Annotated in this window: 28 protein-coding genes and 1 tRNA gene; 17 read left to right on the top strand and 12 right to left on the bottom strand. The window is 32.4% G+C overall.

Annotated elements, in window-relative coordinates:
* Positions 1–82 precede the first annotated feature (82 nt).
* The 3 genes from CF599_RS09125 (at position 83) to CF599_RS19645 (ending at position 1,787) form a co-directional block, all read left to right on the top strand.
* The gene (locus tag CF599_RS09125; RefSeq protein WP_121965728.1) at positions 83–517 is read left to right on the top strand and encodes a MauE/DoxX family redox-associated membrane protein; all 435 of its coding nucleotides are present in this window, start codon (positions 83–85) and stop codon (positions 515–517) included.
* Between the two features lie 479 nt (positions 518–996).
* Positions 997–1,584: a sigma-70 family RNA polymerase sigma factor gene (locus CF599_RS09120; protein WP_121965727.1), complete on the top strand. Its 588-nt coding sequence runs from the start codon at positions 997–999 to the stop codon at positions 1,582–1,584.
* A 53-nt stretch (positions 1,585–1,637) separates the two neighbouring features.
* Positions 1,638–1,787, top strand: coding sequence for a hypothetical protein (locus tag CF599_RS19645; protein ID WP_173835530.1), 150 nt, complete (start codon positions 1,638–1,640; stop codon positions 1,785–1,787).
* A gap of 82 nt (positions 1,788–1,869) precedes the next feature.
* Here CF599_RS19645 and nth read toward each other — a convergent pair whose 3' ends face one another.
* Complete coding sequence (gene nth, locus CF599_RS09115; RefSeq protein WP_121965784.1) at positions 1,870–2,532, bottom strand: endonuclease III; 663 nt, start codon at positions 2,530–2,532, stop codon at positions 1,870–1,872.
* A 1,021-nt stretch (positions 2,533–3,553) separates the two neighbouring features.
* Between nth and CF599_RS09110 the strand changes: the two genes are divergently transcribed.
* From CF599_RS09110 to CF599_RS09090, 5 genes are all read left to right on the top strand, one after another.
* Entirely contained in the window at positions 3,554–4,948 is a 1,395-nt protein-coding gene (locus tag CF599_RS09110) for a serine hydrolase (RefSeq protein WP_121965726.1), read from the top strand.
* A gap of 161 nt (positions 4,949–5,109) precedes the next feature.
* Positions 5,110–5,194: transfer RNA gene (locus CF599_RS09105), tRNA-Ser, on the top strand.
* 333 nt (positions 5,195–5,527) lie between these two features.
* The gene (locus CF599_RS09100; protein WP_121965725.1) at positions 5,528–6,289 is read left to right on the top strand and encodes a hypothetical protein; all 762 of its coding nucleotides are present in this window, start codon (positions 5,528–5,530) and stop codon (positions 6,287–6,289) included.
* Positions 6,290–6,499: 210 nt separating this feature from the next.
* Entirely contained in the window at positions 6,500–6,976 is a 477-nt protein-coding gene (locus CF599_RS09095) for a hypothetical protein (RefSeq protein ID WP_121965724.1), read from the top strand.
* Positions 6,976–7,638 (top strand): hypothetical protein, encoded by a 663-nt coding sequence (locus CF599_RS09090; RefSeq protein ID WP_121965723.1) that lies wholly within the window; start codon positions 6,976–6,978, stop codon positions 7,636–7,638. The genes CF599_RS09095 and CF599_RS09090 overlap by 1 nt, the downstream gene beginning before the upstream one ends.
* Before the next feature lie 195 nt (positions 7,639–7,833).
* Here the strand turns inward: CF599_RS09090 and CF599_RS09085 are convergent, their stop codons facing one another.
* The 8 genes from CF599_RS09085 to CF599_RS09050 form a co-directional block, all read right to left on the bottom strand.
* Positions 7,834–8,304, bottom strand: coding sequence for a JAB domain-containing protein (locus tag CF599_RS09085; RefSeq protein WP_121965722.1), 471 nt, complete (start codon positions 8,302–8,304; stop codon positions 7,834–7,836).
* Between the two features lie 303 nt (positions 8,305–8,607).
* A complete protein-coding gene (locus CF599_RS09080) occupies positions 8,608–9,006 on the bottom strand; it encodes a helix-turn-helix domain-containing protein (protein WP_121965721.1) in 399 nt (132 codons plus the stop codon).
* 114 nt (positions 9,007–9,120) lie between these two features.
* Entirely contained in the window at positions 9,121–9,468 is a 348-nt protein-coding gene (locus CF599_RS09075; RefSeq protein WP_121965720.1) for a hypothetical protein, read from the bottom strand.
* 2 nt (positions 9,469–9,470) lie between these two features.
* Positions 9,471–10,397, bottom strand: coding sequence for a relaxase/mobilization nuclease domain-containing protein (locus tag CF599_RS09070; protein WP_121965719.1), 927 nt, complete (start codon positions 10,395–10,397; stop codon positions 9,471–9,473).
* Between the two features lies 1 nt (position 10,398).
* Complete coding sequence (locus tag CF599_RS09065; RefSeq protein WP_121965718.1) at positions 10,399–10,698, bottom strand: mobilization protein; 300 nt, start codon at positions 10,696–10,698, stop codon at positions 10,399–10,401.
* Positions 10,699–10,876: 178 nt separating this feature from the next.
* Entirely contained in the window at positions 10,877–11,743 is an 867-nt protein-coding gene (locus CF599_RS09060; RefSeq protein WP_121965717.1) for a CHC2 zinc finger domain-containing protein, read from the bottom strand.
* Between the two features lie 216 nt (positions 11,744–11,959).
* The gene (locus CF599_RS09055; RefSeq protein WP_121965716.1) at positions 11,960–13,192 is read right to left on the bottom strand and encodes a primase-helicase family protein; all 1,233 of its coding nucleotides are present in this window, start codon (positions 13,190–13,192) and stop codon (positions 11,960–11,962) included.
* A 66-nt stretch (positions 13,193–13,258) separates the two neighbouring features.
* Entirely contained in the window at positions 13,259–13,555 is a 297-nt protein-coding gene (locus CF599_RS09050) for a DUF3853 family protein (RefSeq protein WP_121965715.1), read from the bottom strand.
* 345 nt (positions 13,556–13,900) lie between these two features.
* Here CF599_RS09050 and CF599_RS09045 point away from each other — a divergent pair, with 345 nt between their 5' ends.
* Positions 13,901–14,410, top strand: a complete 510-nt coding sequence (locus CF599_RS09045) for a hypothetical protein (protein WP_121965714.1) — start codon at positions 13,901–13,903, stop codon at positions 14,408–14,410.
* A 16-nt stretch (positions 14,411–14,426) separates the two neighbouring features.
* Positions 14,427–15,950 (top strand): RNA-directed DNA polymerase, encoded by a 1,524-nt coding sequence (locus CF599_RS09040; protein WP_143824809.1) that lies wholly within the window; start codon positions 14,427–14,429, stop codon positions 15,948–15,950.
* A 27-nt stretch (positions 15,951–15,977) separates the two neighbouring features.
* Here the strand turns inward: CF599_RS09040 and CF599_RS09035 are convergent, their stop codons facing one another.
* Positions 15,978–16,859, bottom strand: coding sequence for a hypothetical protein (locus CF599_RS09035; protein WP_121965712.1), 882 nt, complete (start codon positions 16,857–16,859; stop codon positions 15,978–15,980).
* Complete coding sequence (locus CF599_RS09030; RefSeq protein WP_121965711.1) at positions 16,856–18,127, bottom strand: site-specific integrase; 1,272 nt, start codon at positions 18,125–18,127, stop codon at positions 16,856–16,858. The genes CF599_RS09035 and CF599_RS09030 overlap by 4 nt, the downstream gene beginning before the upstream one ends.
* A 462-nt stretch (positions 18,128–18,589) precedes the next feature.
* On the opposite strand from CF599_RS09030, the gene CF599_RS09025 reads away from it, so the two are divergent.
* From CF599_RS09025 to CF599_RS09005, 5 genes are all read left to right on the top strand, one after another.
* The gene (locus tag CF599_RS09025; RefSeq protein WP_121965710.1) at positions 18,590–19,129 is read left to right on the top strand and encodes a hypothetical protein; all 540 of its coding nucleotides are present in this window, start codon (positions 18,590–18,592) and stop codon (positions 19,127–19,129) included.
* Positions 19,130–19,344: 215 nt separating this feature from the next.
* Positions 19,345–20,220 (top strand): AraC family transcriptional regulator, encoded by an 876-nt coding sequence (locus tag CF599_RS09020; protein ID WP_121965709.1) that lies wholly within the window; start codon positions 19,345–19,347, stop codon positions 20,218–20,220.
* A 94-nt stretch (positions 20,221–20,314) separates the two neighbouring features.
* Positions 20,315–21,532: a TCR/Tet family MFS transporter gene (locus CF599_RS09015; RefSeq protein WP_121965708.1), complete on the top strand. Its 1,218-nt coding sequence runs from the start codon at positions 20,315–20,317 to the stop codon at positions 21,530–21,532.
* 154 nt (positions 21,533–21,686) lie between these two features.
* Positions 21,687–22,736: a serine hydrolase gene (locus CF599_RS09010; RefSeq protein WP_121965707.1), complete on the top strand. Its 1,050-nt coding sequence runs from the start codon at positions 21,687–21,689 to the stop codon at positions 22,734–22,736.
* Positions 22,737–22,845: 109 nt separating this feature from the next.
* Complete coding sequence (locus CF599_RS09005; protein WP_121965706.1) at positions 22,846–23,316, top strand: lipocalin family protein; 471 nt, start codon at positions 22,846–22,848, stop codon at positions 23,314–23,316.
* Between the two features lie 207 nt (positions 23,317–23,523).
* Here the strand turns inward: CF599_RS09005 and CF599_RS08995 are convergent, their stop codons facing one another.
* Positions 23,524–24,396: an aspartyl protease family protein gene (locus CF599_RS08995; RefSeq protein WP_121965705.1), complete on the bottom strand. Its 873-nt coding sequence runs from the start codon at positions 24,394–24,396 to the stop codon at positions 23,524–23,526.
* A 117-nt stretch (positions 24,397–24,513) separates the two neighbouring features.
* Between CF599_RS08995 and CF599_RS08990 the strand changes: the two genes are divergently transcribed.
* The gene (locus CF599_RS08990; protein WP_121965704.1) at positions 24,514–25,332 is read left to right on the top strand and encodes a GLPGLI family protein; all 819 of its coding nucleotides are present in this window, start codon (positions 24,514–24,516) and stop codon (positions 25,330–25,332) included.
* A gap of 82 nt (positions 25,333–25,414) precedes the next feature.
* On the top strand, positions 25,415–25,552 hold the full coding sequence (locus tag CF599_RS19640) for a hypothetical protein (RefSeq protein WP_173835528.1): 138 nt from the start codon (positions 25,415–25,417) through the stop codon (positions 25,550–25,552).
* The last annotated feature ends 371 nt before the right edge of the window (positions 25,553–25,923 follow it).

Genomic DNA, 25,923 nt, shown 5'->3' with positions numbered 1-25,923 from the left:
ATAATGGCAGGTCATTTCTTAAACAGGTTTAATTTTATTTAAAAGCTAGGAGACTAGATTTGCTGTTTAAACAAATCATCAAATGAAGATTACACAATTATTTTTGCGCTTTGCCATAGCGATTGGTTTTTTATCAGCTGTCGCTGATCGAATGGGATTATGGGGCACTCCAGGAACTACTAATGTTGCTTGGGGAAATTGGGAAAACTTTCTCAATTATTCAAATCAACTCAATTTCTTTGTACCTGATTTTATAGGTAGGATATTAGCTGTATTGGCTACTTGTTTAGAAGTGGTATTGGCATTCCTATTAATCGTAGGATATCAAACTAGAATCACGGCTATACTCTCAGGGGGGCTTTTGACCTTTTTTGCTTTAATGATGACCTTGGCATTTGGCATCAAAATGACCTTTGATTATTCAGTGTGGATTGGGGTTAGCGCAAGTTTTTTGCTTAGCACAGTACCAGTATACGTATATAGTTTAGATCAAGTGCTATTAGATAGGAGAGACTAGGAGGTATTGTTTTCTAGTTATCACGTCTTGCCGATATGATATAATCTATCTAGTAGCTATGAAAGATTATGTTCTCTGTTTCACTTTTCCCTGTTGGCTAATGCGTACCAAAGAAGTAAATAAGGACAAGGGGGGCTAATCAGGGTATTAGACCTGAACAGGAATGAATTAAGGATATGGATAGGGAATAAGTGTTAATTTTAATGAAATAAGAATTGTGTTTTTCACAGTCAATAACACTTAATGTTGTGATTATTTCATTTAGATAATATTAAGATATGTGATTTTTGATATATCCTGCTTAAAAGGCGTGATATCTTATGCTTTGTCACTATATGTTCTAAAAAAAACTTTTATTTTTTATTTATTTTAACAAATATAATTTTATATATTTGTCCCGATAAACAATAAATCATCAAAGCCTATTCTACAAAATTACTTTATAAAAATCTATTTACAGTTTTAAAAAGAAATTTGGTATGGTATATATAAATATGCCTGATGCAACCCTTGTAACATTATATATTGCAGGTGGTGAAGGCGCGTTAGAGGTTTTGATCAAAAGACATCAGTCTAAGATTTATGGTTTTATCTTTTCTAAAGTTTCAGATGCCGAGTTGGCAAATGATGTTTTCCAAGATACATTCATTAAAGTAATAAATACCCTTAAATCGGGGCGTTATAACGAAGAGGGCAAGTTCCTTCCGTGGGTGATACGCATTGCACATAACTTGGTAATGGATCACTACAGAAAGGAAAAGCGCGTTCAGTTTCAATACGATTCTGAAGAGATGCCTATATTCTCGTTTTTAAAAGATGATTCTAATACGGTAGAGGGGGATTTGATTCAAGGACAAATAGAAGCAGATCTGCATTTACTACTTAAAGAACTTCCTGAAGATCAGAGACAAGTAATCACGATGCGTATGTATCAAGATTTGAGTTTCAAGGAGATAGCTGAATTAACGGATGTAAGTATCAATACTGCCTTAGGTAGAATGCGATATGCATTGCTTAATTTAAGAAAATTAATTGATGAAAAAAATATTATTTTGACAGAGATATAATATTTGGAGATGTTTTGTCGTTATCATAGTACAAAACAACAAAACATCTTTATATGAAGAAAAATTACGTAACGAAACAACAAGGTTTTACTTTGCCAAAAGAAGAAACCATTAAATTCCTATTGAGCTATTCAAGAGCGTTAAGTCTAGTAGGACTTGACGGCTTAATAAACAATCTATCGCTTTACTCGAAAGAGAACTAAACCTATTCAAGGTTAAAAAAAAGAGAGGTTAACTTTTCCATTAAGTTAACCTCTCTTTTGTATTATGTGGTAGAGATAATCTCTATTTGATTCCTTTTTTCTTATAATATTCGTTGATTACGGTCTTTCTACCGATAACACTTGTGATAATATCTACCTCTAGATTCCATGCACGAGCAGGTGAGTACTGACGTCCATACCAAACTAATTGTAAATGCAATAAGTTCCATTTGTCTTCAGGGAATAGGCGTTTGGCATCCCTTTCGGTTTGCTCTACGCTCTTGCCATTAGAGAAGTTCCATCTGTACATTAGTCTGTGGATATGCGTATCTACAGGAAATGCAGGAATACCAAAAGCCTGAGACATCACTACACTTGCAGTCTTATGCCCCACAGCAGGTAGCTCTTCTAAGGCTGCCATATCCTGTGGTACTTGACCATTATGCTTATCAATAAGAATATGAGACAGCCCATAGATCCCTTTAGACTTCATCGGTGACAACCCACAAGGTCTGATGATATCTTGGATTTCCTCTACGGTTAGTTTGATCATATCGTATGGATTATCAGCCTTAGCGAATAGGAGTGGAGTTATTTTATTCACTCGTTCGTCTGTACACTGTGCTGATAATAATACAGCTATAAGTAGGGTATATGGATCTTTATGGTCTAATGGCACGGGTACTTCAGGGTATAGAGCGTCTAGGGTCTCCATAGCGAACTGTACTTTCTCACTCTTGGTCATAGTCATTCATTTTTATAGAAGCGAATATAGTTAAAAAAAGTAGTTGGAAGTTGGGATTGTAATAGAGATTGTCTATGTTACTTATTAATTATTTTCGCTACGCGGTTTCTTTCTTTACTTTTTTTCATCAAGGAAAAAAAGTAACAAAAAAAATCAAGGCTTTAACTCCTAAGCGGTCAATTACGGCACAAATTTCTGATACAAAATAGGCCTTTGCGCCACCTGGCTCCATCACTAAAAATGTCTACTAGACATTTTCTTAACGTTCGGTCCTGGTCAAACAGAATTTTGTATCTAGTAATTTGCACCTATTGACACTCGCTTATCCGTTAAGGCCGTGAGGGCTTCGCAAGGGTATTTGGTTTTAAAAGATTACTTCACTTTGTCGCTTCGTAAGATGAATTGATTGTTAGAGCCTATATATTACGTCCTGTTGGGACACCACGGTAGGGGCTTATTACTATAAGCCCTATCTAGTAACCACAATGTATGTATACAAAAGGCCTTTATAAATGTTACGATTGTGTGCTGATGGGGCGTGATATCTGTCGAGCGATAATATGGGACGCAAAGATCTTGTTAATCGTTCTAATCCTGTAAATCTTGGTTCAGACAATTGCGGTATGTAATCATCCTTACGATTGTGGAAATGGATTGTGTGCCCATTTTGCGGGGCGTATTTGCCTTTGCGCCGCCTGTCTCATTCGCTAAAACTGTCCACAGGACACTTTTTTAACGCTCTGTCCTGCCCGTACTATTGCGGAAGTGTTTTGCAGATATATATTACATCCTGTTGGTACACCACGGTAGGGGCTTATTATTATAAGCCCTATCTAGTAGCCACAGTCTATATCCCCTAATGCTGAAGGCAAAGAATTCCTAATTTTAAATTCCTAATTAAGCACAGCATTCCGAATGTTATAATAAATAGAGTGAATTTGTTATTTTTCTTTTAATCTTGTTAAAGAATGGGGATTATCGAAGAAATACCAATATATTTATCCTTGTAAAACAATTTGAAATGAAGAGATTAAGTATTTCTATAGCTATGTTTTTGTTAGCTACTATTGTGTCTTTCGGGCAGGAGCAGGGGTATAAGCCCTTGATAGATACCTTTGTGAAAGATTATAATACTAATGATTACGATGATATTTATAATCATTTCTCACCGTCTTTAAAAGAAGAGTTGCCTAGTGCTAAAGCGAAGCTTTTCTTCGTAGAGATGAAAGAAAAGCTTGGTAATATTACGAATATGGAGTTTTATGGGCTAGATGCTAATAAATTGGCACTGTTCAAAACGGAATTTGAGAATAATGAAGTTGCTCTATTAAACTTGGCAATGAATGATACAGGTGAGGTAATCGGGTTTAGAGTCCTTGATATGCCTAAACCTAAGGATGATTCGTTTAAGAAGTTGAGTATCGAGGAGATTATCGCTAACGAGACTAGTAATCTACCTGATAAGGGGCAGTATGCCGTTGCGCTAATTGACAATGATAAGGTAGAGTATCTTGGATTTAAGAAGGTAGGGGAGAGTATTAAGTTAGAGGACAACGCGAGTAAGCAGTTCTCTATCGCTAACTTTATGACTATATTTACTTCTACGCTATTAGCTGAGGCAGCTGTGGAGAAAGGAGTGGATCTTACATCTAATGTCAATAAGTACTACAACTTTAATTTTAATAAGAATATAAAGTTGCCTTTTACAGCATTGGCTAATCACTCTAGCTTTATACCAATGTTACCGGATGTGGCAACAGCACGTGTGAAATCAGAGGATGACTTCCTAACGAAATATACTTCAGAACAATTAGAGGATTATCTAGCGAACTATGTTGAGATAGATACAGCAAGTGCGGAGAGAAGACAGAGTTTTTCTTTCTTAGGCTATGCTATATTAGGAAATACGCTGAGTAAGATCTACAATAAGCCTTTTGACAAGCTTGTGCAAGAGCATATTTATAATAAATATAATATGACTAACTCTACGGTGTATATGCCAAGGAAGAAGAAAGAGGTGGTAAAGGGTATTGGCTTAAATCTAAAAGAGGGATATCCTGTGAAAGTGGGAGCGTTATTACCATCAAGTGGAGGTATCTCTACAGCAGAGGATTTGGCGAAGTTTATCCAAGCTCAGTTTAACAAGGAGGATAAGGTATTACAGCTTACTCAAAAGCCTACACTTATCGTCTCTCCTAACTATTGGGTGAGTCTAGGGTGGAAGATCGGGTATCCATTTGAGAATGGGGATCCTTTATATTTTACGAGAGGTATTGACTCAGGATATTCTAATTATGTAGCGTTTAATCCCGTTACGAAGAAAGGGGTGGTTCTGTTATCTAATAGTTCTTCAGAGAGTGCTTTAAACGCATTAGATGCGCTTAGTTATAAATTAGTGATTAAGATATTCGAATAGTAGTATAGGTATCTTTTTGATAAACAGTATGCTGTATAGCGGGTGTTAGGATAGAGATACAACGAGGGTAAAAAAAGTGTGATTATTTTAAAGTAATAGTTTGGAGTTGTAAATAATTATACTACATTTGCACTCGCAATACGGAAGTAGTGCAGACCAAAGGAGAAATGGCAGAGTGGTCGATTGCGGCAGTCTTGAAAACTGTTGACTGTAACAGGTCCGGGGGTTCGAATCCCTCTTTCTCCGCAATTTACCTTGATTATCAGGTAATTACATCTATAACACCCAATTTTACACCCAAAAATGTAAGATTGGGTTTTTTTATGGGTTATATTTAGTAACATAGAGTTAGGTTTGACAGAAAAAATTTAATTTTAGGGGTGCAAGTGATGTAGGCTTCCCTAAAATCGGAACAGTAACAATTGTTGTTAAAGAGCAATTCTAATATTTTAGAAGCCAACAAAGAATTATTTTTTATTAAGTTAGCAAATAGAATGATTTTCACTTCGTTTATGTAGAAACAATAATTAATACTTGAATAATTGATAGTTTTGAAAATTAAAAAATTGCTTATAATTTATGAAAACAGCGTATCTAGATAATAATATATTAATTGAATTAGAACAACAAAATGTTTCAATTGAAGAAATTATTAATTGTATTGACTCAAATATCTCTACGTTTTTCTACTCATCTGCACACTTACAAGAAGCACATGAAATAAAAGGAACAAATTCAGAAATTAAAGAAAGATTATTGAGAAGATTTGAAACAATCAGTTCTGTTACTAAAAATAATTATTTGTTTCATGAAATTAAAACAAAAGAGGTTCATAGAATGATAGAAAAACCAGACAATGTTTATCAAACTATTACTGATGTTAAATTTACACAGGAAGCAATGAAAAAAATGGTTAATAATCTTGATGAAAATCAAAGAAATTTGTTTAGAAGCGAGCTTAACCTTGATATAACAAAATTAAATAATTATTCTCCCAAAGATGTTATTAATCAAATTAATGAAAAAAAAGATCTGTTTGGCGGATTCTCTGTAGTTGAACTTATTGATTACGCTATAACATCATTTCCTAACAATGCAGATTTTGGTTTACATAATAAATTTGCAGGATTATTTGAAATGTTGGACATGATTGGATATTGGAAAGATAAATACAACGAAAAGTCTAATTACGCTAGACTATGGGATTCTAATCATGCTTATTATGCATCATTCTGTGATTACTTTATATCTAATGATAAACGAACTAGAAATAAAGCAAATGTAGTATACCATGTTTTTGATAAAAAAACTATTGTATTATCATATAAAGGAGAAAAATAGAGGTAAAGGTAACTCGATAAATAAATTGAAGTGTTAAATTTAAACATAATAATTCTATTTATGTATAATCAGTTATACTTCTTATTTTAGTAAATAAGAAAGGGCTTATGTTGAAGTCGGTGAGAAATAAAAAATTGCTTGTTTGTTTTCAACACTTTGTAAAGCCTACTAACATTATATCTAATACTAAATCAACTTATTGATAAAAAGATGAATTATAAAATTGAAGAAGTAGAATTAAATGATAGCTTAAGTAAATTGTCAATAACACCTTTGACTGAATTAGCTTTCGTTCCAGAGAATTTAGATTCAGTTAACGATGTTAATGAATTTATTTACACAGAAACAGTGATTGAGCTAAATAAATATTTTGAAAACAGAAATATAAAAATTCAAACTTTAGGTGGAGAACCACAGTTGTTAAGAAGTCGGAAAAATGCAGATATCTATTTGCCTTCTATTTTTATGACTTCGTCAATAATTTTAGATAATGCAAACACTCTTTCTGTTATTTTGAATATTATATCAAATTACATTTATGATAATATAAAAGGAAAGATTGGGGTGAAAAAAGCTCAAATTGAATTTATTATCGAAAAAAAAGAAAGAGGCAAATATTCAAAAATAGATTATAAAGGTGATGCCGAAGGCTTGAAACAATTAGAGAAAATTATAAAATCACTATAATGTTAACTTTTATTCAAAACCCACAGTTACTAATTGATGAATTCAATAAAATGGTTTTTATAGCGCAAAAGAAGGCTATTTTAACTATTGCTATTGAAATTCAAAAAGAAGAAATTAAAACTATTGAAAGCTATTTAAAAGAGCTTAAAGACTTAAAAAGAGAGTTTGTAAATAAAAATTTTGAGAGTGAAGCAAATTTAGTATACTGTATTGAAAATTCATTACTGGCAATAGCTTTCGAATTACAAATGCTTGTCTGTTTAAAAGAAGATAGAATGGCTGAAGCTTGGGATAATTTAGTAAGAGCACAAGTAGTTTATGGTACTGTAATTTCAAATTCTACATTTCAAAGTGAAGAACATAATAGCTATTTACTTAGGCTTGAACAATACGAGAAACTACTTTTTCCAGAATTATATTTTCAAAGTATTGGAAGTGTTATTAAGGAAAGTCATTGTTCAATTTGTAAGCAAAAGTCTGGAAAATGCAATCATATAAAAGGGAAACTGTATAATGGAGAACTTTGCATTAGGAATATAACGGAGGTAGAATTAGAAGAAGTATCTCTGGTTAAAAATCCCACAAATAAGCACTGTAGGGTTCTATCAATTGAACAAAATGGAAAAAAAATTGATATTTTAACTTTAAGAGAAATTAAATAGAAAACAGCCCCGTTTTTAATTTTTCCTAATACAGATAACTTCCTCGTCTTATATTATAGACTTTAATAGTATTTTCATTGTTATTAGTTTCATTTTCAAAATATTGAAATTAGTGTACATATATATTTACATAGATATGTCTATAGGATTGCATATTAGTACTTAAATAACTACTTATATAAAAAACAAAGACACCTATAAGGTGCCTTCGTCTGCAAAAGAGTAGTAACTCTCTTCGGTTATAATTAAATGATCTAAGAGATTAATATCAAGTATCTTACTTGCTTCTTTAATCTTTCTTGTAACTTGTCTATCAGCTTCACTCGGAACTAATGACCCAGACGGATGGTTGTGCACTATCAAAAATCCCACTGCATTCGCTTTTAAAAGAGCTGAGAAGATGATTCTTAAATCTACTATTGTACCTGTTATTCCTCCCGTAGAAGCGTCTAATACTCCAAGTACTTTATTATTGTTAGAAAGCATAATTACTTTAAACTGTTCTAATAATTCAATCTTATTACTATCCCAAGCTGTTAGTGCTACTTGATATGCACTATAAGAAGATGTAATGTGTGGTCTTTGAGAAGCCTTTACTTTTGATTTGTAAATTAATTCTACTTCTGATGCGATAAGCCATTCTGTGTTTAAAACTGTAGTTTCCATAATATTAAATTTTTAAATTAATTATGGAGCCACAATTGGTAATGGCTTAGCGAGCGCAAGAAGCAACGCAATAAAGCGAAGACTTTAGTCAAGCATTTATGGGGGAATTTCTTGTTAGCGAACCGCTAGGCATTGCCTAACTTTGTGCAACTATTAATAAAAATAAAACCTATAAACTATTGTAATATATAAGACTTAATCACATTAACTATTTTTAAACTACTATCTACAAAAAGAAAAAGGTAGAATACCATCCATAGTAATTCTACCTTTTTTTCCTGTTATATTGATATAAACTAATGTTTACTTACTTTGAATCAACTTCTCTAAACGATTCATCATTTCGTCTTTCTCTTTTAGCATACGCTCATACAAAGCAATTTTTTCATTATGTAATTGTACAATTGTCTCAATAGGGTTAATATTACAATTATAATTTTGAACTGAATGATCGTGGAATGTATTTGAGATAATATTTAGAACTTGATCTGAATCAAAGTTTTCAATAGCTTCAACAGGTACTTTAAGTACCTTAGAAATCTGTTGTAGTAATGAATTATCAATCACTTCTTTCTGTTCAAGTAAAGATATCTTCTTTTGATTCCAATCCTCTCCTAAATCAAAAGCAAGAACCTCTTGTTTGATTCCAAGCATTTCTCTAAAACGCTTTACATTTCTACCTTGGTGTATTTTATGTTCCATAATTAATAGCTTAGTTTAAGAAGGCTCAAAAGATACAGCCATTGATTTAAAAAAGATTGAATCGTAAAGTTACACAAAAAACTAATATTTGAAATACTTCACCTAACAATGTTGCTATTTCAGTTTGTATATGCACAAACAAGCAACCAAGAAAAAGAAGATATTAAGCAGTACTAAGTACAGAATCTTCTTTGAGTTAAGAGACCTATTTACTTTATAATGCTGTTCATTAATTGCCTGTAATCTAACGCAAAAATGATTCAGATAAGAGTGTAGTCGTTCTGTCTGTTCTTCCTCTATTTTTCTAAGCTCAGATACATTTACTTTAACTTCAATATTCTTTATCCTTTTAGATAGCTCCGTTTGCTGAGCGATATTCTGCTTCATTGTTTCTTGTAAGTAAACTACTTGCTTAAAGAGTAGCTCAGTGAGTTCTATAAGTGTAGGTTGTTTCTTTGCCATAGTTAAAGGTTTAGTATTTGTGTTTGCTTTCGTTTTTTCTTTTTAGTCATATCAGGAATATATTCTTCATAGTGATTCCCAAAAGAGTTTAGAAAACTAAACAGGCTTACTGTATTGGTATTCCAATTCTCAAATGAAATTGGCTTGTCTTGTTCCTTGAACAGAACAGCGTGAAACAAATCATCACTACGTTTACGAGTATTATTTTCAAACAGTTCATTTAGTTTTAAATTTCGATCAACTTCACTTGCTTTGAGATTTGTACCTGTGGGTAAGTGAATAAATCGATACCCTTGAATATTGCCTTGCTTGTTTACGCTTGGCTTCACTTCTATTTGATGCATCCGCATCATATCAATATACTGTTGTAAACTTTTAGGATGCTCTTTTAAAACAATGCAATGTGCTTCTTTAATCATCTCAGCTACTTGTTTCTGATTAGTCTTCATTTGCTCTTTCTTGTTTTCATTCTCTTGACGTATAGAAGTCCAGCCATACTTTAAAGCTACCTCATGAGCGATGCGTTGGGCTTGAAATCCAATGTAATTATCCTTTAACGCTTTTCCATTTTCATCAATGCGGTTAGCCAGTATGTGAACGTGCTTGTGCTCTTTTTCTGTATGGATGTAAGCTATGTACTGCGCACTTTGGGGATCTAAATTTAAACTAACTAAGAAATCATTGACAAGATTGTTTAAATCTTTATCAGTCATCTTCTTGCTATCTGCGATAGTAGGAGAAATAACAACGGAGATTGTATTGTTCTTACAGCGTGAGTTTTGATTTTGCAGTATCTGCATGGTTTGAAACATATCTTTCGGAGTTTCCCCCGAAAGATTGTTTCTAACAAGCTCATAGCCCTTGTTTGGGTTAATCACATAATTAAAAAGTGCTGTCCCTCCAATACACGTTTTTGCTTTAGCTATCATATTACTTTAGTTTTTGAAGATGAGCTCGAATTAAGTTTGCTGTTTCAACGGTAGTTTCTTTCACTCCAGTAGTATCACCAAGTTTAAATAGGTTGCCAATTCTTCTAAAGTTATCAGCAAACTTGTTCAGTAGTTTGTAAACCTCAATCTCATCTTGTGTTAGTTTATAACTCAAAGAATATCCTAAAGCTGTACTGCGTAAATACTCAGAAACGCTACAGCCAATTTTCTCTGCTTTGTTTTTTATAAGCAGAGATTCCGTTAGGGTAACTCTAAATTCTATTTTGTGTTCTCTATTCATCGTCTTACCAATTTTGCGACCTTCGGGAGAAAAACGAGTGGTCTTTGTTCCGATTCAAATTTTCAATTTGTAAGGACAAAGACACATCTCGATAATTAGGACGTCAAATCACAGTGTAAAATCCACAGGTCAAATCACCTTTGCAAGAGTCCACAAGTCAAATAACATCCTGTACTTCTCACACCGAATTGTTTGGATTAATAGTTCTTAAATAATCGTTTAAATCTTTGTACTCTTGATACAATAAGCGTCCATCAACAGCATTATTTCCATAAGTATCAAGCACTTTTTCGGTGGCTAAATCACCTGCCTTATCATTGTCAAAAAGACAAACGATTGATTTATATTTAATTTTATTAAACTCATTCAGTAATGTACTATTTAGCGTAGTAACAGAATTCAGTATGATATAATCAAATCGGTATTCTACATTTGGATAAAGAGTCAGAAAGCTTATAAAATCACTCCAAGATTCTAAGAGGATTACCTTCTTAGAATTATTACAGATATAAGAAACTGCTTTAGAGCCTAAACACATTTTTACATACTTATTTCTAAGTTCATATCCGTCCACATCATTTTTAAAACCAATGGCGTAATACGATTTATCATTCAGCGTATAGTGTATCTGTTTGCAATACTTCTTAACCGCTTTAAGGCATAGTTTTCTGCTTTTGGCATATTGTATAAGATGAAGGTTAACTATCTCTGTAACGGTTGTTATTTCATAATTCTTTTCACTTTGAGCGGTGATATTTAAAACAGTCGGCTGAACAAATGAAAAAACATTGTTGTCTAAAATGCTCAAAGCAGATTTTAGATTACAATTATTATAACGCATCACAAAATCGAGCGTTGTTCCGCCAGTACCTTCTCCAAAATCATAATAGAGGTTTTTGGCTAAGTTGACTTTAAACGAAGGTGTTTTTTCCTGTCTAAACGGACTGATATACCACCAACTTTCACTAGCTATTCTCTTGGGGCTATAACCTAACTTTTCAAGTAGGTCAATTATTCTTATTTGTTTGGCTGTATCGCAATTCATAGTTTTTGATTAAAGGGTTAAAAGTGTGTTTTATTTGATGCAATGATGCAGAAAGAGTGTATGTATCTGAAATTCAATTAAGTAATCTGCATCAATCTTGCATCACTGCATCAAACTGATTTTGTTTTCTGCATCACTCTTGCATCAAATAAGGTCTTTTTTAAGTTTGATGCAGAGTTTGATGCAAGCCAAGGTATTGTTTATCAGTTGTTTAATCTATTCTTGCATCAAAGCATCAAATGTTTTATAGAAAAAAGGTTTTTCTATGGTATAATACCGTCCTCTGCGTTCTACTTTTACAAACTCTCCGTGTGATAGAAGTTCTATCCCTTGATAAGATTTGGTGTTATCCTCTGGAGTGAAATCCCACTTTTTTAAAGTCTTTCTTATTTCACTAGCAGAGATAAAAAGCTTTGGGTTTATTTTTCGAAGCAAAAGCAGTATATCATTTGGGGCAATACAAAGTAATTGTTCGTCTATCTTCTCAAAACAAAGGTGTATTAGCTCTATCATCGCTACTTCAACTTTGTTTTTACTGATTAGCTTTAACAATGACTCGGTGAGTATCTGTTTGGGTGTAAACCACATTCGTGTTTTTTGCTTCGACTCTAAAGGTCTTAGAAGCAAAAACGCAATGAAGTGTGGTATCTCCTTTTTGAGCTTATTTACAAAAAAGACATCTTCGGATTCAATGGGCTTAATCTTTCGGATCCAAAACCTGATTTCTTCTTCATCTATTTGAATAAAGTTGTCCTCGTTGTTTGAGCACAGGATAAACTTGGCAAAGAACTCAATCTCTTGTCTGTCTTTTCCCTTGGCCTCCACTTTGTCTTTATCGGTGGTGGAGAGATACTTTAGGCGTTCTGTGATTTCCTTTCTATCAAAGAAGACCTCGTCTATAGCTACAAGTAGCATATTTGCCCAATCGGCATTGAACTGAGAGCTAAAGGAATCTCCTTTGATGTAGGTCATATTAAGCCCAAAGATTGTTTTAAGCCACTTGATAAAGGAGCTCTTCCCTGTTGCCCTTTCTTTGCTGACCAAACAAAGTATAGGCAAGGGCTGTGTTGGCTGTTCATATAACAGCTTTAGGTAGTCTAAACCATAGAGATACTGCTCACCGAAGATGTGCTTTACAAAGTGTAAAGAATTGGGTATGTTGTTCTCTAACTGTTGTAAACTCAGATTATCTTCACTTGGTCTTATCGTGAGCTCGTGGTAGGTATTGTAAAAGTTATCTACCAAGAGCTGATAGTTTAGATGATCTGGAATACAGCAGAACCCATCGAGTTTTAAAACGTTTTCCAAGTAGGACTTTCCGTGATCCGATACAATGGTTTCACGATTCCAACGAACTCTTACTTTAACTTTATCACCTGATATTAAGGGTTTTTCGATAATTTTAAAATAGGAAGTCCCTACTCGGATATAAGGTATATCTAAGGACATAATACTTTTTGATTTTAATTAATTGAATGTGATTCTTACAAAGGATGATTTGTAGTGGTTATCCTTTTACTTCTTTGCAAAGAGTTCTAATGCTAAATCAGCATCGACAATGATCTTTCTACCATACTGCAAAATAGCACGTTTGATTTTACCGTCTTTCTTTATTTTGTTAGCAGTAGATATACTGCAACTAAATAATTTGGCTATACCAGCAATACCATACACGTAGCGTTTGGTAGGTAATTCATTGGATTGCTTTTTTGAATGAGTAGATTCATTCATCGCTATTTCCTTTAGTAAGTCTAATAGCTCTTGTCCTGTCATTTGCCAAACAGGCTTTTCTTTTAATTCGTTTAAATACATACTATAAAGTTTTTTAGGTTGTACAATTGCTTCGTTCGAACATTGTAAAACTACCTATCAAACTCTGTGATAGTATGTGATAAATGGAAATATATTAAAACATAAAACACTAATAATTAATGATTTGTGTTTAATTAAGCGTTTTAATGTGTGATTAAAGTTGTATTATAAATTTATTGCACCAAAATAAACTGTAAAGTCATAATTCATGTTGAAATAAGTACAAATATTAGCAAACTTTGGTTTTAGAGATTCTTTATTCTCTTAATAGTTAGGAAATGATTAAATTCACCTGATTTTGAAATAATAAAAATCAAGTAATTATAATTTTTTAAATAGTTATAGATGATAAATTGGTTAAATAAGAGATATGGCACTTCTTTTACAGAAAATAATATACAAAGCATTAAAGACTTTTCATTAATATGGAATCTATTTGAAGGTAAGTTTTTTGGAACAAGTTTTAGCATTATTAAACTAGAAAGAATATTAACAGATGTAGATTTTGTTATTGATATTGATTGCTTTCTACCATATTTAGATTATTTCAAGAACCGCTATGTTAATCAAGAAGATAACACGATTAACGAACGGTTCAATTTTTTACAACTTAGACCAAATGATAGAAAAGATTTTGTCGCAAGGGTGCTATTAAATAGAGAAGACATATCTAATTATACAGAAACTAACACTCAATATGAAGTAGTTTTAGCGATATCAATAATTGTATATAGGTTTCGTAATAATCTTTTTCACGGAATAAAAAACATTCAACATATTGATCAACAAGAAAAAAATTTTATAACAGCAAATAGTTTTTTACAAACTATAATTGAAACAATTGAAGATAATTAATTTAAGGCTTATCAAAATGAGAGATTATAGTAGTTATATAGAAGAAATTTCCGACATTGATTTATATGAAGGTTTGGTAGGATATGGTCTTTTTGCAGAAAAGATACCTGATTTCTTGACTAGCATTGAATTTTTAGATTTTACTAATTCAATGACTTTTCCAATTAACAATAAACCTAAGGATTTTATTAGATATTCAAGCATGAGAAATATCAATATACTTAGACCTATGGCAATTCCAGAACCCTTTGCTTACGCTAATCAAGCTAAATATTTAGCCAATAATTGGAATAAATTACAGGACTATTTCTTTGAAAAAACTAAAGATAATGCATTTAAAATTAGTCGTATTCATCTACGTAAATTAGAAAATAGATCAGAATTGTTTGAAATGAATTATAAGAATTTCTCAAAAGATGGTGATCCAGAACAAGATATTGTTATAAAAAGTAAGTATGTTGCATTAGCAGATATATCAAATTGCTTTCCAAGCATATATAGCCATTCAATATCTTGGGCGTTAGTGGGAAAAAGTATTGCTAAGTCTAAGTCAAAACCAAGTGACCAAAGTGAATGGTTTAATACAATTGATTTTAATACACGTAACTTAAAGCACGGAGAAACTAATGGTGTTTTAATAGGTCCGCATTCCTCTAATTTGATATCTGAAATATTACTTGTCTCAGTTGACAATGAGCTTAGTAAACAAAAATTCAACTATATTAGAAATATTGATGACTATACTTGTTATGTAAATTCATATGAAGAAGCTGATAGGTTTTTTCTTTGTTTATCTGAAGAGTTGAAGAAGTATGAGCTAGCTTTAAATAGTAAAAAATCAAAAATAATCCCTCTTCCTCAAGCAAGTGTTAAAAAATGGGTTACTAAATTAAATCATTTTAATTTTACTAATACCTATCAAGTTAATAGTGTCGAAGCGATTAGAGTTAAAGAGCTAAAAGGATTCATTGATTTTGCGATTGAATTAATGCTAGATGAAGATTCTGATGTTTCAATTTTAAATTATGCAATCAAGATTATTTCTAATAAACATTTAGATAAAAACGCAAAAAATTATTACATAAAGCAAATTCATCATTTGGTTTTATTGTATCCTTATTTAGTACATATATTAGAAAGTAAGGTATTTGAACCTCACGATATAAGTAAGGATATTATTAAGAATATGGCTCACGACCTATACCTGTATGGAAGTAAAAAGAAAATATATGAGGCTTGTTCCTATGCTATTTATTGGGCTATTAAATATGATTTTAAACTTGAAATTCCAACGATTAAAAATGACGCTATTGATTCTTTAGATTGTATCTATTTAATGATAGCTTACTTATATGATAAGAAGCATAACAAGAATGCATATCTAAAAGAATATAAAGATCTTTCTAAGTCCTTGAAAACAGATGATTTTGATAGGTATTGGTTATTTATCTATGAGACATTACCACATACTGAATTATCAGAAAATTTTAAAGCATTAAAAAAGAAGAAAGTTACTTTTATAAAAAATAAATTCCTTTAAAAAACTTAAAAACAGATTTTTACGATATTAATTATGCCCATAAGACTTAATCGTATTCACGTTCAAATTCAGCTCAGTACAAACAAATTCTCGCCACTGGTCTTTAATTTGTTTGTCAACTTTATCAGTATAAGGCTTTAGTTCTTTAGCAAACTTGGTCACTTGCTTAAAAGGCTGTGTAAATTTAGCTTTGGGCTTTCTCCTGTTTAAAATCAGGTAGAAATCCTCAAAGCTTATATCCTCAGTACTAAAACACTGCATCAAGATACACTCTTCGTATAGAAGATTAACTTGCATACTTGTAAAAAGATCATCGTCTAAGTTTAACCGTTCCTCAGGGAAATAAGTTGTAATCCAATCTTTCGCTTTGGTGATATGTGTTTTAAATGAGTTGTAATAATTGGTTAGTAGGTAAGTATTCTCTTTTTCAAAGACTTCCTTTTCGGTATAAAGGTCAGAAAGTTCTTTTCTGAAATACTCAATATCAGCATCATTTAGATCCTTTGGTGCTTCTAAGGGAAGCTCTCTTTCTTTAACGTGCTTTAGATCCTCTGTAGCAAGCGCAATCTTATCGTTAAATAGGTGCACAATATATACTCTGTGGTACAGCTTATAGAAATCAAGGTTTTGCATCTTAGTATTATGCTGGTCAAATAACAAACTTAGCTGTTCAAGAAGTAAAGCGATATTGTTTAAAGCTCCCTTAGAAAAGTTGCTATTTCTTATTTCAATCAGCAAGGCTTCAAGGTCTATTGCGTCAAGTTCTTTAGAAACTGTAGCATAAGACTCTTGCTTGTAACATTGCCAAATATCATAGGTAAACTCATCAGATTTAAACTCATCTAAGAGTTTGTCTAATGTCTTAGAATACTGACTCAGCTTTAAAGTAGTTGAAATGGTATCGCTCATATCGTATCAAATTTAGTCATTGCATTAGCCTTGATTGAATCCGCTATATCAATGTAGGGTTTCATAGATTTATAATCAGAATGCCCTGTCCATTTCATAACCACTTGTACAGGTATTCCCAACGATAAAGCAGTACAGATAAACGTTCTTCGCCCTACGTGAGTACTAAGATGTTCATACTTGGGTTTAACCTCTTCAATTCGCTTATTTCCTTGATAGTATGTTTCTCTAATAGGCTCATTGATTTCTGTTACTTCTCCAAGAGTCTTAAGAAACTCATTCATCTTTTGATTAGAGATAACAGGTAGTGCTTTATCATCTTCAAAAGGAACTTCTTTATACTTCTCTAAAATAGCTCTACTGTGTTTGTTTAGCTCTACACGTAAGTAATCATTTGTTTTCTTGGTTACAAACTCAATAACCTCGTTATTGATATCTTGTTTAGTCAGGTTATAAGCATCAGAGTATCTAAGCCCTGTATAACAACAAAACAGAAGTACATCACGCACTCTATCAAGGTAAGGCTTATCGCTTAAATCTTTTGCTTTGATTTTATCTAATTCCTCCTGAGTCAAAAAGATAATACGCTTAGAGGTTTCTTTAAGCTTGGGCTTAAAACTCTCAAAGCTATAGGGGATAGTATAGTTATTACTTCTACACCATTTAAGAAACCACTTTACAAAGCTGATTTGCTTTTCAATGGTACTATTGCGCATTTGTTTCTTTTCTCTAAGAAAAGTAACATAATCTAAGAGTGTCTTTTCATTAAGATCCGCAAATTGAAAATCACTCTTAAAAGTACTAAGGTGCGAGCGAACTGTTTTAAACTTGGTGTAAGTAGCATCCGTCCAATCGTTGCGTTTACCACTACTTTTTACAAACTCGTCAAAAGCAGTGAAGAGATTCTTTTCTGTTGCTGACTTTATCTCTTTGTCAGAGTAGCGTTTTACTTCATCTTTGAAGAGTTCGAAAGAAGGCATTTCATTCTTTAGTTCAAACTCTTTAAATATTCTATCCACAATGGTAGTAAGTTCACTAAGAGCGGTGTTTATTTCTGAGGAACTTTGCTTAAGTTTGTTAGTAGAACCGTTGCGTACTTTTTCCTTATCTTCATCCCACTTAGAAGCATCGATGCGATAACCTGTAAAGAGTTCAACTCGTCCACCGTTATAAACAACACGAGCACGGATAGGGACATTCTCAACTACAAGAATATTGTCCTTTTTTCTTTTTTCAATAGCGAAAGTTATTTTTCTTTTTATAGTCATGGCTAAAAGTATTACACCCAAATATACACCCAATTTTTATACCATCATATACTATTTAACTACATTTACACGAACGACCAAAACTTTAACTTATTGATATGTAGTAAAATAACACATTAAAGGATTTAGTAAACCTATACGTGTTATTCCCTCTTTCTCCGCTGAAAAGCCCGATAACACTAGTTATCGGGCTTTTTTTTGGGGTATGTGCACCTAATTTGCACCTGAAATAGTGATTGTATCTTAATTTATAAAAAATAGTACTGACCATCTAAAAAAGTGAAAGCTCATATTTTTATCCTTGTTTTTTGGATAGTTAAATAGGGTGACATATTTAATACTATGCTATCTTTGTAGAGTATTTGATATAAGGGGTTGTAGGTTTTGTTTAACCATATAAATTCCTGCTGCCTTTCTTTGTTTTCCAAAAATCAAGACGACTTCAATATTTACTTAGAACTCATGAAAAATAAAAACTTATATACTAATTATTTGAAAGTTGATTATAGAGCTAATGGTTTAAATCAAATTATTCAAGGATTAGACAATGCCATAAAATCACTTGAATATAGAGTCAATGAACAGGATTGGTATGATGGAATTTGGTTTAGAGAAGATTCTGAACCAATTTATGGACTAGCTTTTATTGCATTTCAAAATTATATAAATGGTAGCATAAAGGATTTGGTTAATAGTACATCAGAAAAGGTGAAGTATTATAGACTTGAACCAAACTTTGATATTTATGAAAAATCACATATTGAATTAATTATTGGACTTGCAAATTATATAAAACATAAAGATGATGATGGGGAACTTCGTAAAGGAACTTCAGATATTCTAAGAAGTTTTAATCTAGATGTATCAAAGAATCCAGATATTGTTGAATCGTCTCCAATATTTATTGGATTGACAATATTATCAGAAACCTGGAACTTATTTGAAATAGAATTAAATGTAACTAATTGGAGAGCAAATCTATTCAAAACAATCAATCAATAACTTTGATCAACATTTTAGCATATTATTGTTCTCGATTTCAATCTATGAGAAATCGAATTTGCTCGCTAAATTACTACATACATTGAAAAAGGGTTGTTCGTTGTAAGAAGACATTCAACACAAACAAGCGCAATCATCTTTAAACAGAAATGGGTATTATTGTTGTGAGATAACATCCTATAGAAGAAAAACACTTCTCATTAGTATTTGTAAATATGGCTTTATTTATAACCCTTGATAATGTTTATAGTCTATATGATCTTGATTCTTCAGGGAAGATAGACGGTATCGTTGTTTTTCATCAACACAGTACTCCAAATCAAAACTATAAGAAACATAGTCGTCTATTTGAAGGTTTATTGTTAGGTTTTGTATTAAAGGGTTCAATGAAAACTCAAATACACTTTTCAGAATATGAGGTTAAAGAAGGAGATATAGCTGTCGTGCCTCCACAGGTGATGATAGAAACAAAGTCTTTAAGTGAAGATGCAGAAATAGTGACTATTGGTCTTTCTTTAGATTTTATTTCAACATTTCCCATATTAAGAGAGTTTGTAATGAATGATCAGATTCGTTGGCAGCCGATTATTAGGTTAGATGAGGAAGAACTCCTTTTACAAGAAGATTTAATTAGGCTTATTGAGAAAATATACAACAAGAAACAGAGCAGTAATAAAATAGAAATGCTCAAGCATCTTGTGATGGTATTGATTAATTTGATTACTGAAAAGTATCAAGATATGCCTAATAATAAAAGTCAAGCAAATACTCGAACACACGAAATCATAGATAACTTTTATTCGTTGGTTTCTCAATATGCTCATAAGCAAAGAAATGTACAGTTCTATGCAGATAAACTACATTTAAGTACACAGTATCTTTCTTCTTTTTTGAAACAAAATACAGGCAAATCTACGTTGCAGTGGATTGATCATGTACTTATATTACATACTAAAACATTGTTGAAATCCTCAAGCTTATCTATAAAAGAAATCAGCAATGAATTAGAATTTACAGATACTAGTGTGTTTTGTAGATACTTTAAACGCAATACAGGTATGTCTCCCAAATTATATAGAGAGGAAGAGTAATAGTTAAGGTTAACCTCAGAATGGTTTAGAAATAGTACTTAAAACCTATTAAATCGTCAATAGCCCATTTAGCAACTCTGTTTAGTTTTACCCCATGAAAAAAACAGATAAAAAAGCAGCAGTAGGGTTTATATTTATTACACTATTGCTTGACATAATAGGGTGGGGAATCATACTTCCTGTTGTCCCTAAACTGATAGGGGAACTTATTCATGGTGATATTAGCGAAGCAGCAAAATATGGAGGGTGGCTTGGTTTTGCCTATGCCATGACACAATTTGTGTTTTCACCCATAGTGGGTAATCTTAGCGATAAGTATGGTAGACGTCCTATCTTATTGATTTCTCTTTTTGGTTTTTCTATAGATTATATCTTATTAGCGCTTGCACCGAGTATCGGATGGCTATTTGTAGGCCGTATTATAGCAGGGCTAACAGGCGCTAGTATTTCTACGGCAAGTGCATATATAGCTGATATCTCTACTGATGAAAACAGAACAAAGAATTTCGGAGTAATAGGAGCTGCATTTGGCTTAGGATTTATAATAGGCCCTGTTTTGGGTGGTTTATTAGGACATTATGGAGCGAGGGTACCTTTTTATGTAGCAGCAGCATTATGTCTTTTGAATTTCCTTTATGGGTATTTTATGCTTCCTGAGAGTTTAGATAAAAGCAAGAGAAGATCGTTTGAGTGGAAACGTGCTAATCCGATAGGTTCGTTTAAATTTCTATTTAAGCATCCTAAGATTTCCAATCTAGTTTTCGCTTTAGTATTCGTTTATATTGGGCTTCACGCTGTTCAAAGTAATTGGCATTTCTTTACGATGTACAAGTTTAATTGGACAGAAAGGCTAGTGGGGATTTCTTTAGGAATATTGGGATTATTAATAGGATTGGTACAAGGGGTATTAATTCGATGGAGTGCACCTAAATTAGGAGAGCAAAAAAGTATTTATTTAGGGTTGTTATTTTATGCATTAGGACTTTTATTATTTGCCTTTGCGAATCAGGGTTGGATGATGTTAGTTTTTTTAATACCCTATTCTTTAGGAGGAATTTGCGGGCCATCTCTTCAGGCGTTAATTAGTAAAAGCATACCCTCTGATCAGCAGGGAGAATTACAGGGAGCATTAACAAGCTTAGTAAGTGTTACTTCTATTATAGGGCCACCTGTTATGACTAATTTATTCTATTACTTTACACACGAGAGTGCACCTTTTGAGTTTTCAGGTGCTCCATTTTTACTAGCTTCGATATTGATGTTTATCAGTGCAGTGTTTATTTATTATAGTTTTAAAAGGTCTAAAAAATAGGTATTTAGGGATGTTATCAATGCATTTAAACTCATCTTTTGATTAGAAATGACAGGCATAGTGCTTTATCAACTTCAAAAAAGCTTTACTGTGTTTTTTCTATTTATTATTTAGTTAAATTTAACCACATAATATGACACTCAAATTATAAATTATGACAGTAAGATGTTTAGCAGCCTTTTTGATTTTTGCCTTAGTTAGCTTTAAAAGTAATGCGCAAGTCAATAAACAGAATATTGAAAATGCAATTACAAAAAATGCTCTTCTATTACTAGAGGATAAGAGATTTCATTCTGTTTCAATAGCAGTACTGAAAGATGGAGAGTCTATAGTAAGGCATTTCGGTGAATTATCTATTGGAAAAGGTGATAAACCAAATGATTCTACGCTTTATGAGTTAGCTTCTGTAACTAAGACTTTTACAGGTTATGTAGCTGCTAAATCTGTACTTGATAAAAAAATAGATTTAAATGATGATATTAGAAAATATCTAAACGAACCGTACCCCAATTTAGAATATAAAGGAGAGCCTATTAAGATAAAAGACCTGCTTACACATACAAGTGGGTTTCCTAATTTCCCTCTTAAAAGCGATAATAAAGAGGCTTTTTTTGAAGGATTAAAACTAATTAAAATTGAAACGAAGCCGGGAGAAGTATATTCTTATTCAAACACAGCTCCGGAGCTAACAGCTTATATACTAGAGAAAGTGTATCAAAAAAGCTTTGAGGAACTAGTGAGTGATTTTGTTTTGAAACCAAATGAGATGAACCAAACGAAGTTCACATTAAATGATAGTGATAAAGCAAACTTAGTAAAGGGGTACAATGATAAAAATGAGTTAATGCCCAACTTCAGCAGGACTTTATGGGGAGGGATTTCAGGATTACACTCTACAACTACAGACTTAATAAAATATATGAAATTACAGCTTGATGAGTCGAATCTAGTTGTAAATGAATCTCATAAGAGGTTGTATAAAGAAGGCAATGATTTTTGGGAAGGCTATCACTGGTATATATTAGAAAATGATAACCAATTAATTTATAGACATCACGGAGGTATATATGGAATGCAGAATTGGTTTGTAATTTATCCTAAACAGAATATGGGAATATCTATATTGACCAATACTAGCTTTGATGGGACAGGTTATATTCTAGAAGAAGTAGTTGATAAGTTGTTTGAAGATATTAGTAAGTAGGCTTTTAGCGTAGTTTTTTTTACGTAAAACTCCTAAGGTAAATCAATGTGTTTTTAATTGAATTAGTAGCGAAGCTTCTTGAAAGTTTTATCTTTACATAAAAAAGGATATGAGAAAGATGTTATCTATTCTACTGTTGTCTCTATTGACATTGGGGGTGAGTAGTTGTAAAGAACAAGAAGTAGCTAAAGAGTTTAAAGCAGAGAATTTAGTAGGAATATGGCAACTATCATCAGCGAAGATTTATGATAGGGAAGCGAAGTTTCTATCAGATACTAACCCTAAGAATCAATATGGGTGTGGATACATGACTTGGACGTATACTACAGATAAAATAGACATCCTTAATTATGTCGGTAAAGACGAAAGTGGTAAGTGTCTTGAAGAGATAACGAGTTTAACCTATTCTCTTCGTAAGAATACTATACATACTTTAGATGAGTTGGGGATAGAAGAAGAGATGTTAATAACGAGTTTAACGAATGATGAATTAGTAGTTATGGCAACATTACCTAATCCGGAAAATGACAAGGAGAACTCTATTAAATATACTGAGCTTACTTATAAGAGAGTGAAATAGATATGCTTTAAACCCAGAATCAGCGATAGACATATAAACGAAAAGTAATTATACAAGATAACTCTAAACTTATGAAAAAAGCATACAATAGTATGGTTTTAGAAGAAGTGAAAGAGGTATGAAGTAGAATTTCTTTGTAGTATTTGGCTAATGCTGATTCTGGGTTAAAGGGGATAGAGACAGTGTCTTTATCCCCTTTAAATATTCTTACTTGTCTGTATATGCTATATCATACAATTTACTAGGCTTTAGATAGACGATATTCTCTTTAAAGTCAAGAAACGCATTGAATCTCTTTAAGACTTCATTTCCTAGGATATGGATATTCTTTCCTCTTAGAGGTTTATGTGTCGTTAGCTGTTGAGCAGGAACGTCTTTAAGGGTGTAATCACCTATTTTGAGTAGTTGTAAGTTAGCAGTGATGACAGGTATTTCGTTTCCTTTTGCACCTTTCATAATGATTGTTTTAATCACTTTCATTTGCTCAAAAGGGAAGTTGTGGCTCTTCATCAAATCATTGTCTAACATCACTGTTCTATTATAACCGGTATCAAACAGAAACAGATCTGTGTTTTCGATTTTATCTTGAACTATGGTGCTTTGTACCGAGAAGACATTGTCAAAATAATTGATTGCTAGCTTAGTATATGCATTATCCTTAGCGATACTATCAGGTAGGTGAGAGTGGATAACCATAATATTATCCTCATAATTCATCTCTACTATTTGGTTCTTAAATAAGTCCCATCCAAATCTCCCATCTGTATCGTGGCCTGAGAGCTGAGCGTCATAAGCTTCAGTTTTGTAGACTTGGTTGCCGATTTTTAGCTCATAAAGCGTGTGGTAAAGGCTAACTTTAGATTGTAGCTTATTATTCAGGACATCGTTGGTTAAGGTCAAAGCACTACTTCCTGTATCAAAATTTAGATTTAACGTATCTGTTTGATTAAAAACAGCCTTGATATACATCGTATTGTATTTGTTGAGAACAAAGGGGATCGTGTCACTAATAGACTCTGTCTGAGCAAAAGTGTGTATAGAGCAAAAGCTTGACACAAGTAAGGTGAATAAGTATTTCATTGGTTTGGTTTATCGGTTGTATCGAAGATAGTCAAATTAGGAAGTAAATTGGTAATGAGATGCTCTGCTTCTAAAAGTTTTTCTTATGTTTACTAAACCAACCCTTTATTATTTACTATGAAAAAGCTATATGCTATTTTTTCTTTGCTTTTAGTGAGCTCAAGTTTTGCACAGCAGTCTACGGACTCGATATCGATCAGTAGATTCTTTTATAACACGAAGATCGTGACTAATCCACAACAGTTAGCACAAATCACAGAAGGTGTAGCTGTATTAGATATTCATCAAGCTGATGCTCGATTTACAGATTATGGTAATCAGCAGCGAAATGAATTAAAAGAGAAGTTAAAAGACGATAAGACTTTATCTTCAATGGATAAGGTGATGAAAATACAAAGGATTAAAGCAGGCTTTACTTGGACTATATATAGTAATGCTACAGAAAACAAGCTTTATCAAGAGCTAGCTAGGCAAAAGTACTTTTATAGCGATCCTAAAAACACTATACAGTGGAGGATAGATCCGGAAGTGACACAATGGGAGGGATATAATGTACAAGAGGCAACAGCAAGTTATGGCGGGCGCGTATGGTATGCGTTATTTACCAGTGACATCCCTGTGTTAAATGGCCCATATAAGTTTAATAACTTGCCTGGATTCGTAGTCAAAGCTTGGGATGGAGCACAAGAGTATGTTTTTGAATTTACTAAGAGTCAGAATATGGTAGTTGCTAAAGACTTTTTAGTTGGTCCAATGGAGTATGCCGAGATAACTAAAAAACAAGCAAAGAAAGCAGATAAGGTGCATTATAATAAGACAGCTGTTGATTTGTTACTTGATCTAAATCCTAAAAATAAAGAGTACATAGATCAGTATCCTCCAGAAATGAAAACGAAGATTCTTCTAACGAGTAACCCTATTGAAAAGGATTTTTAATAGGTCATCAGAAGAAATAGCGTTGTATTTATCTTAACTTTGCTGTCAGAAACGGAATAGTATATCATTAATACAGCTATAAATGGGAAGAAATACTCCTGCTAATAGAAAGGCAGTAAAGGATAAGATAGATAAAAAGAAGCAGAAGGAACAGGAGGCTGCAGCCAAACGCAAAGCTCTTCTTAAGGAAATAGTTAATCAAGCTGCTAATAAGAAGTAGTTTGATTTTAAAAGACAGAGAGTCTATATCAGGTAAAGAAGCTTGGTATAGGCTTTTTTTTATGTTTTAATGATTTAGCTTTTGCTTTGATTAGTATAATTTATTTAGGAATATATTTTATAATTTAGTGAAGCAGAAAGCCTTGAAGTAAAGTGGGGCTTTATATTTCAATATTTATTATAGACTTATGGATCAAATAGATTTTAGACATCACTGTATAGTTTTAAAAGTAAAAAAGTCTCCTTTATGGGTGAGGGCACTGAAAAAGTAAGGTTTTTTTTTGGTTTCAAGTCACTATAATGCAAAAAAAAGACGCTTTTAAAGGAGGTTATAACAAACCTTTTTTAAAGCGTCTTTTGTTTTTGATAATT

It is taken from the genome of Myroides sp. N17-2, from assembly GCF_002286775.1.
Taxonomy (GTDB): Bacteria; Bacteroidota; Bacteroidia; order Flavobacteriales; family Flavobacteriaceae; genus Flavobacterium.
This window is presented reverse-complemented; position numbering and strand designations above follow the sequence as displayed.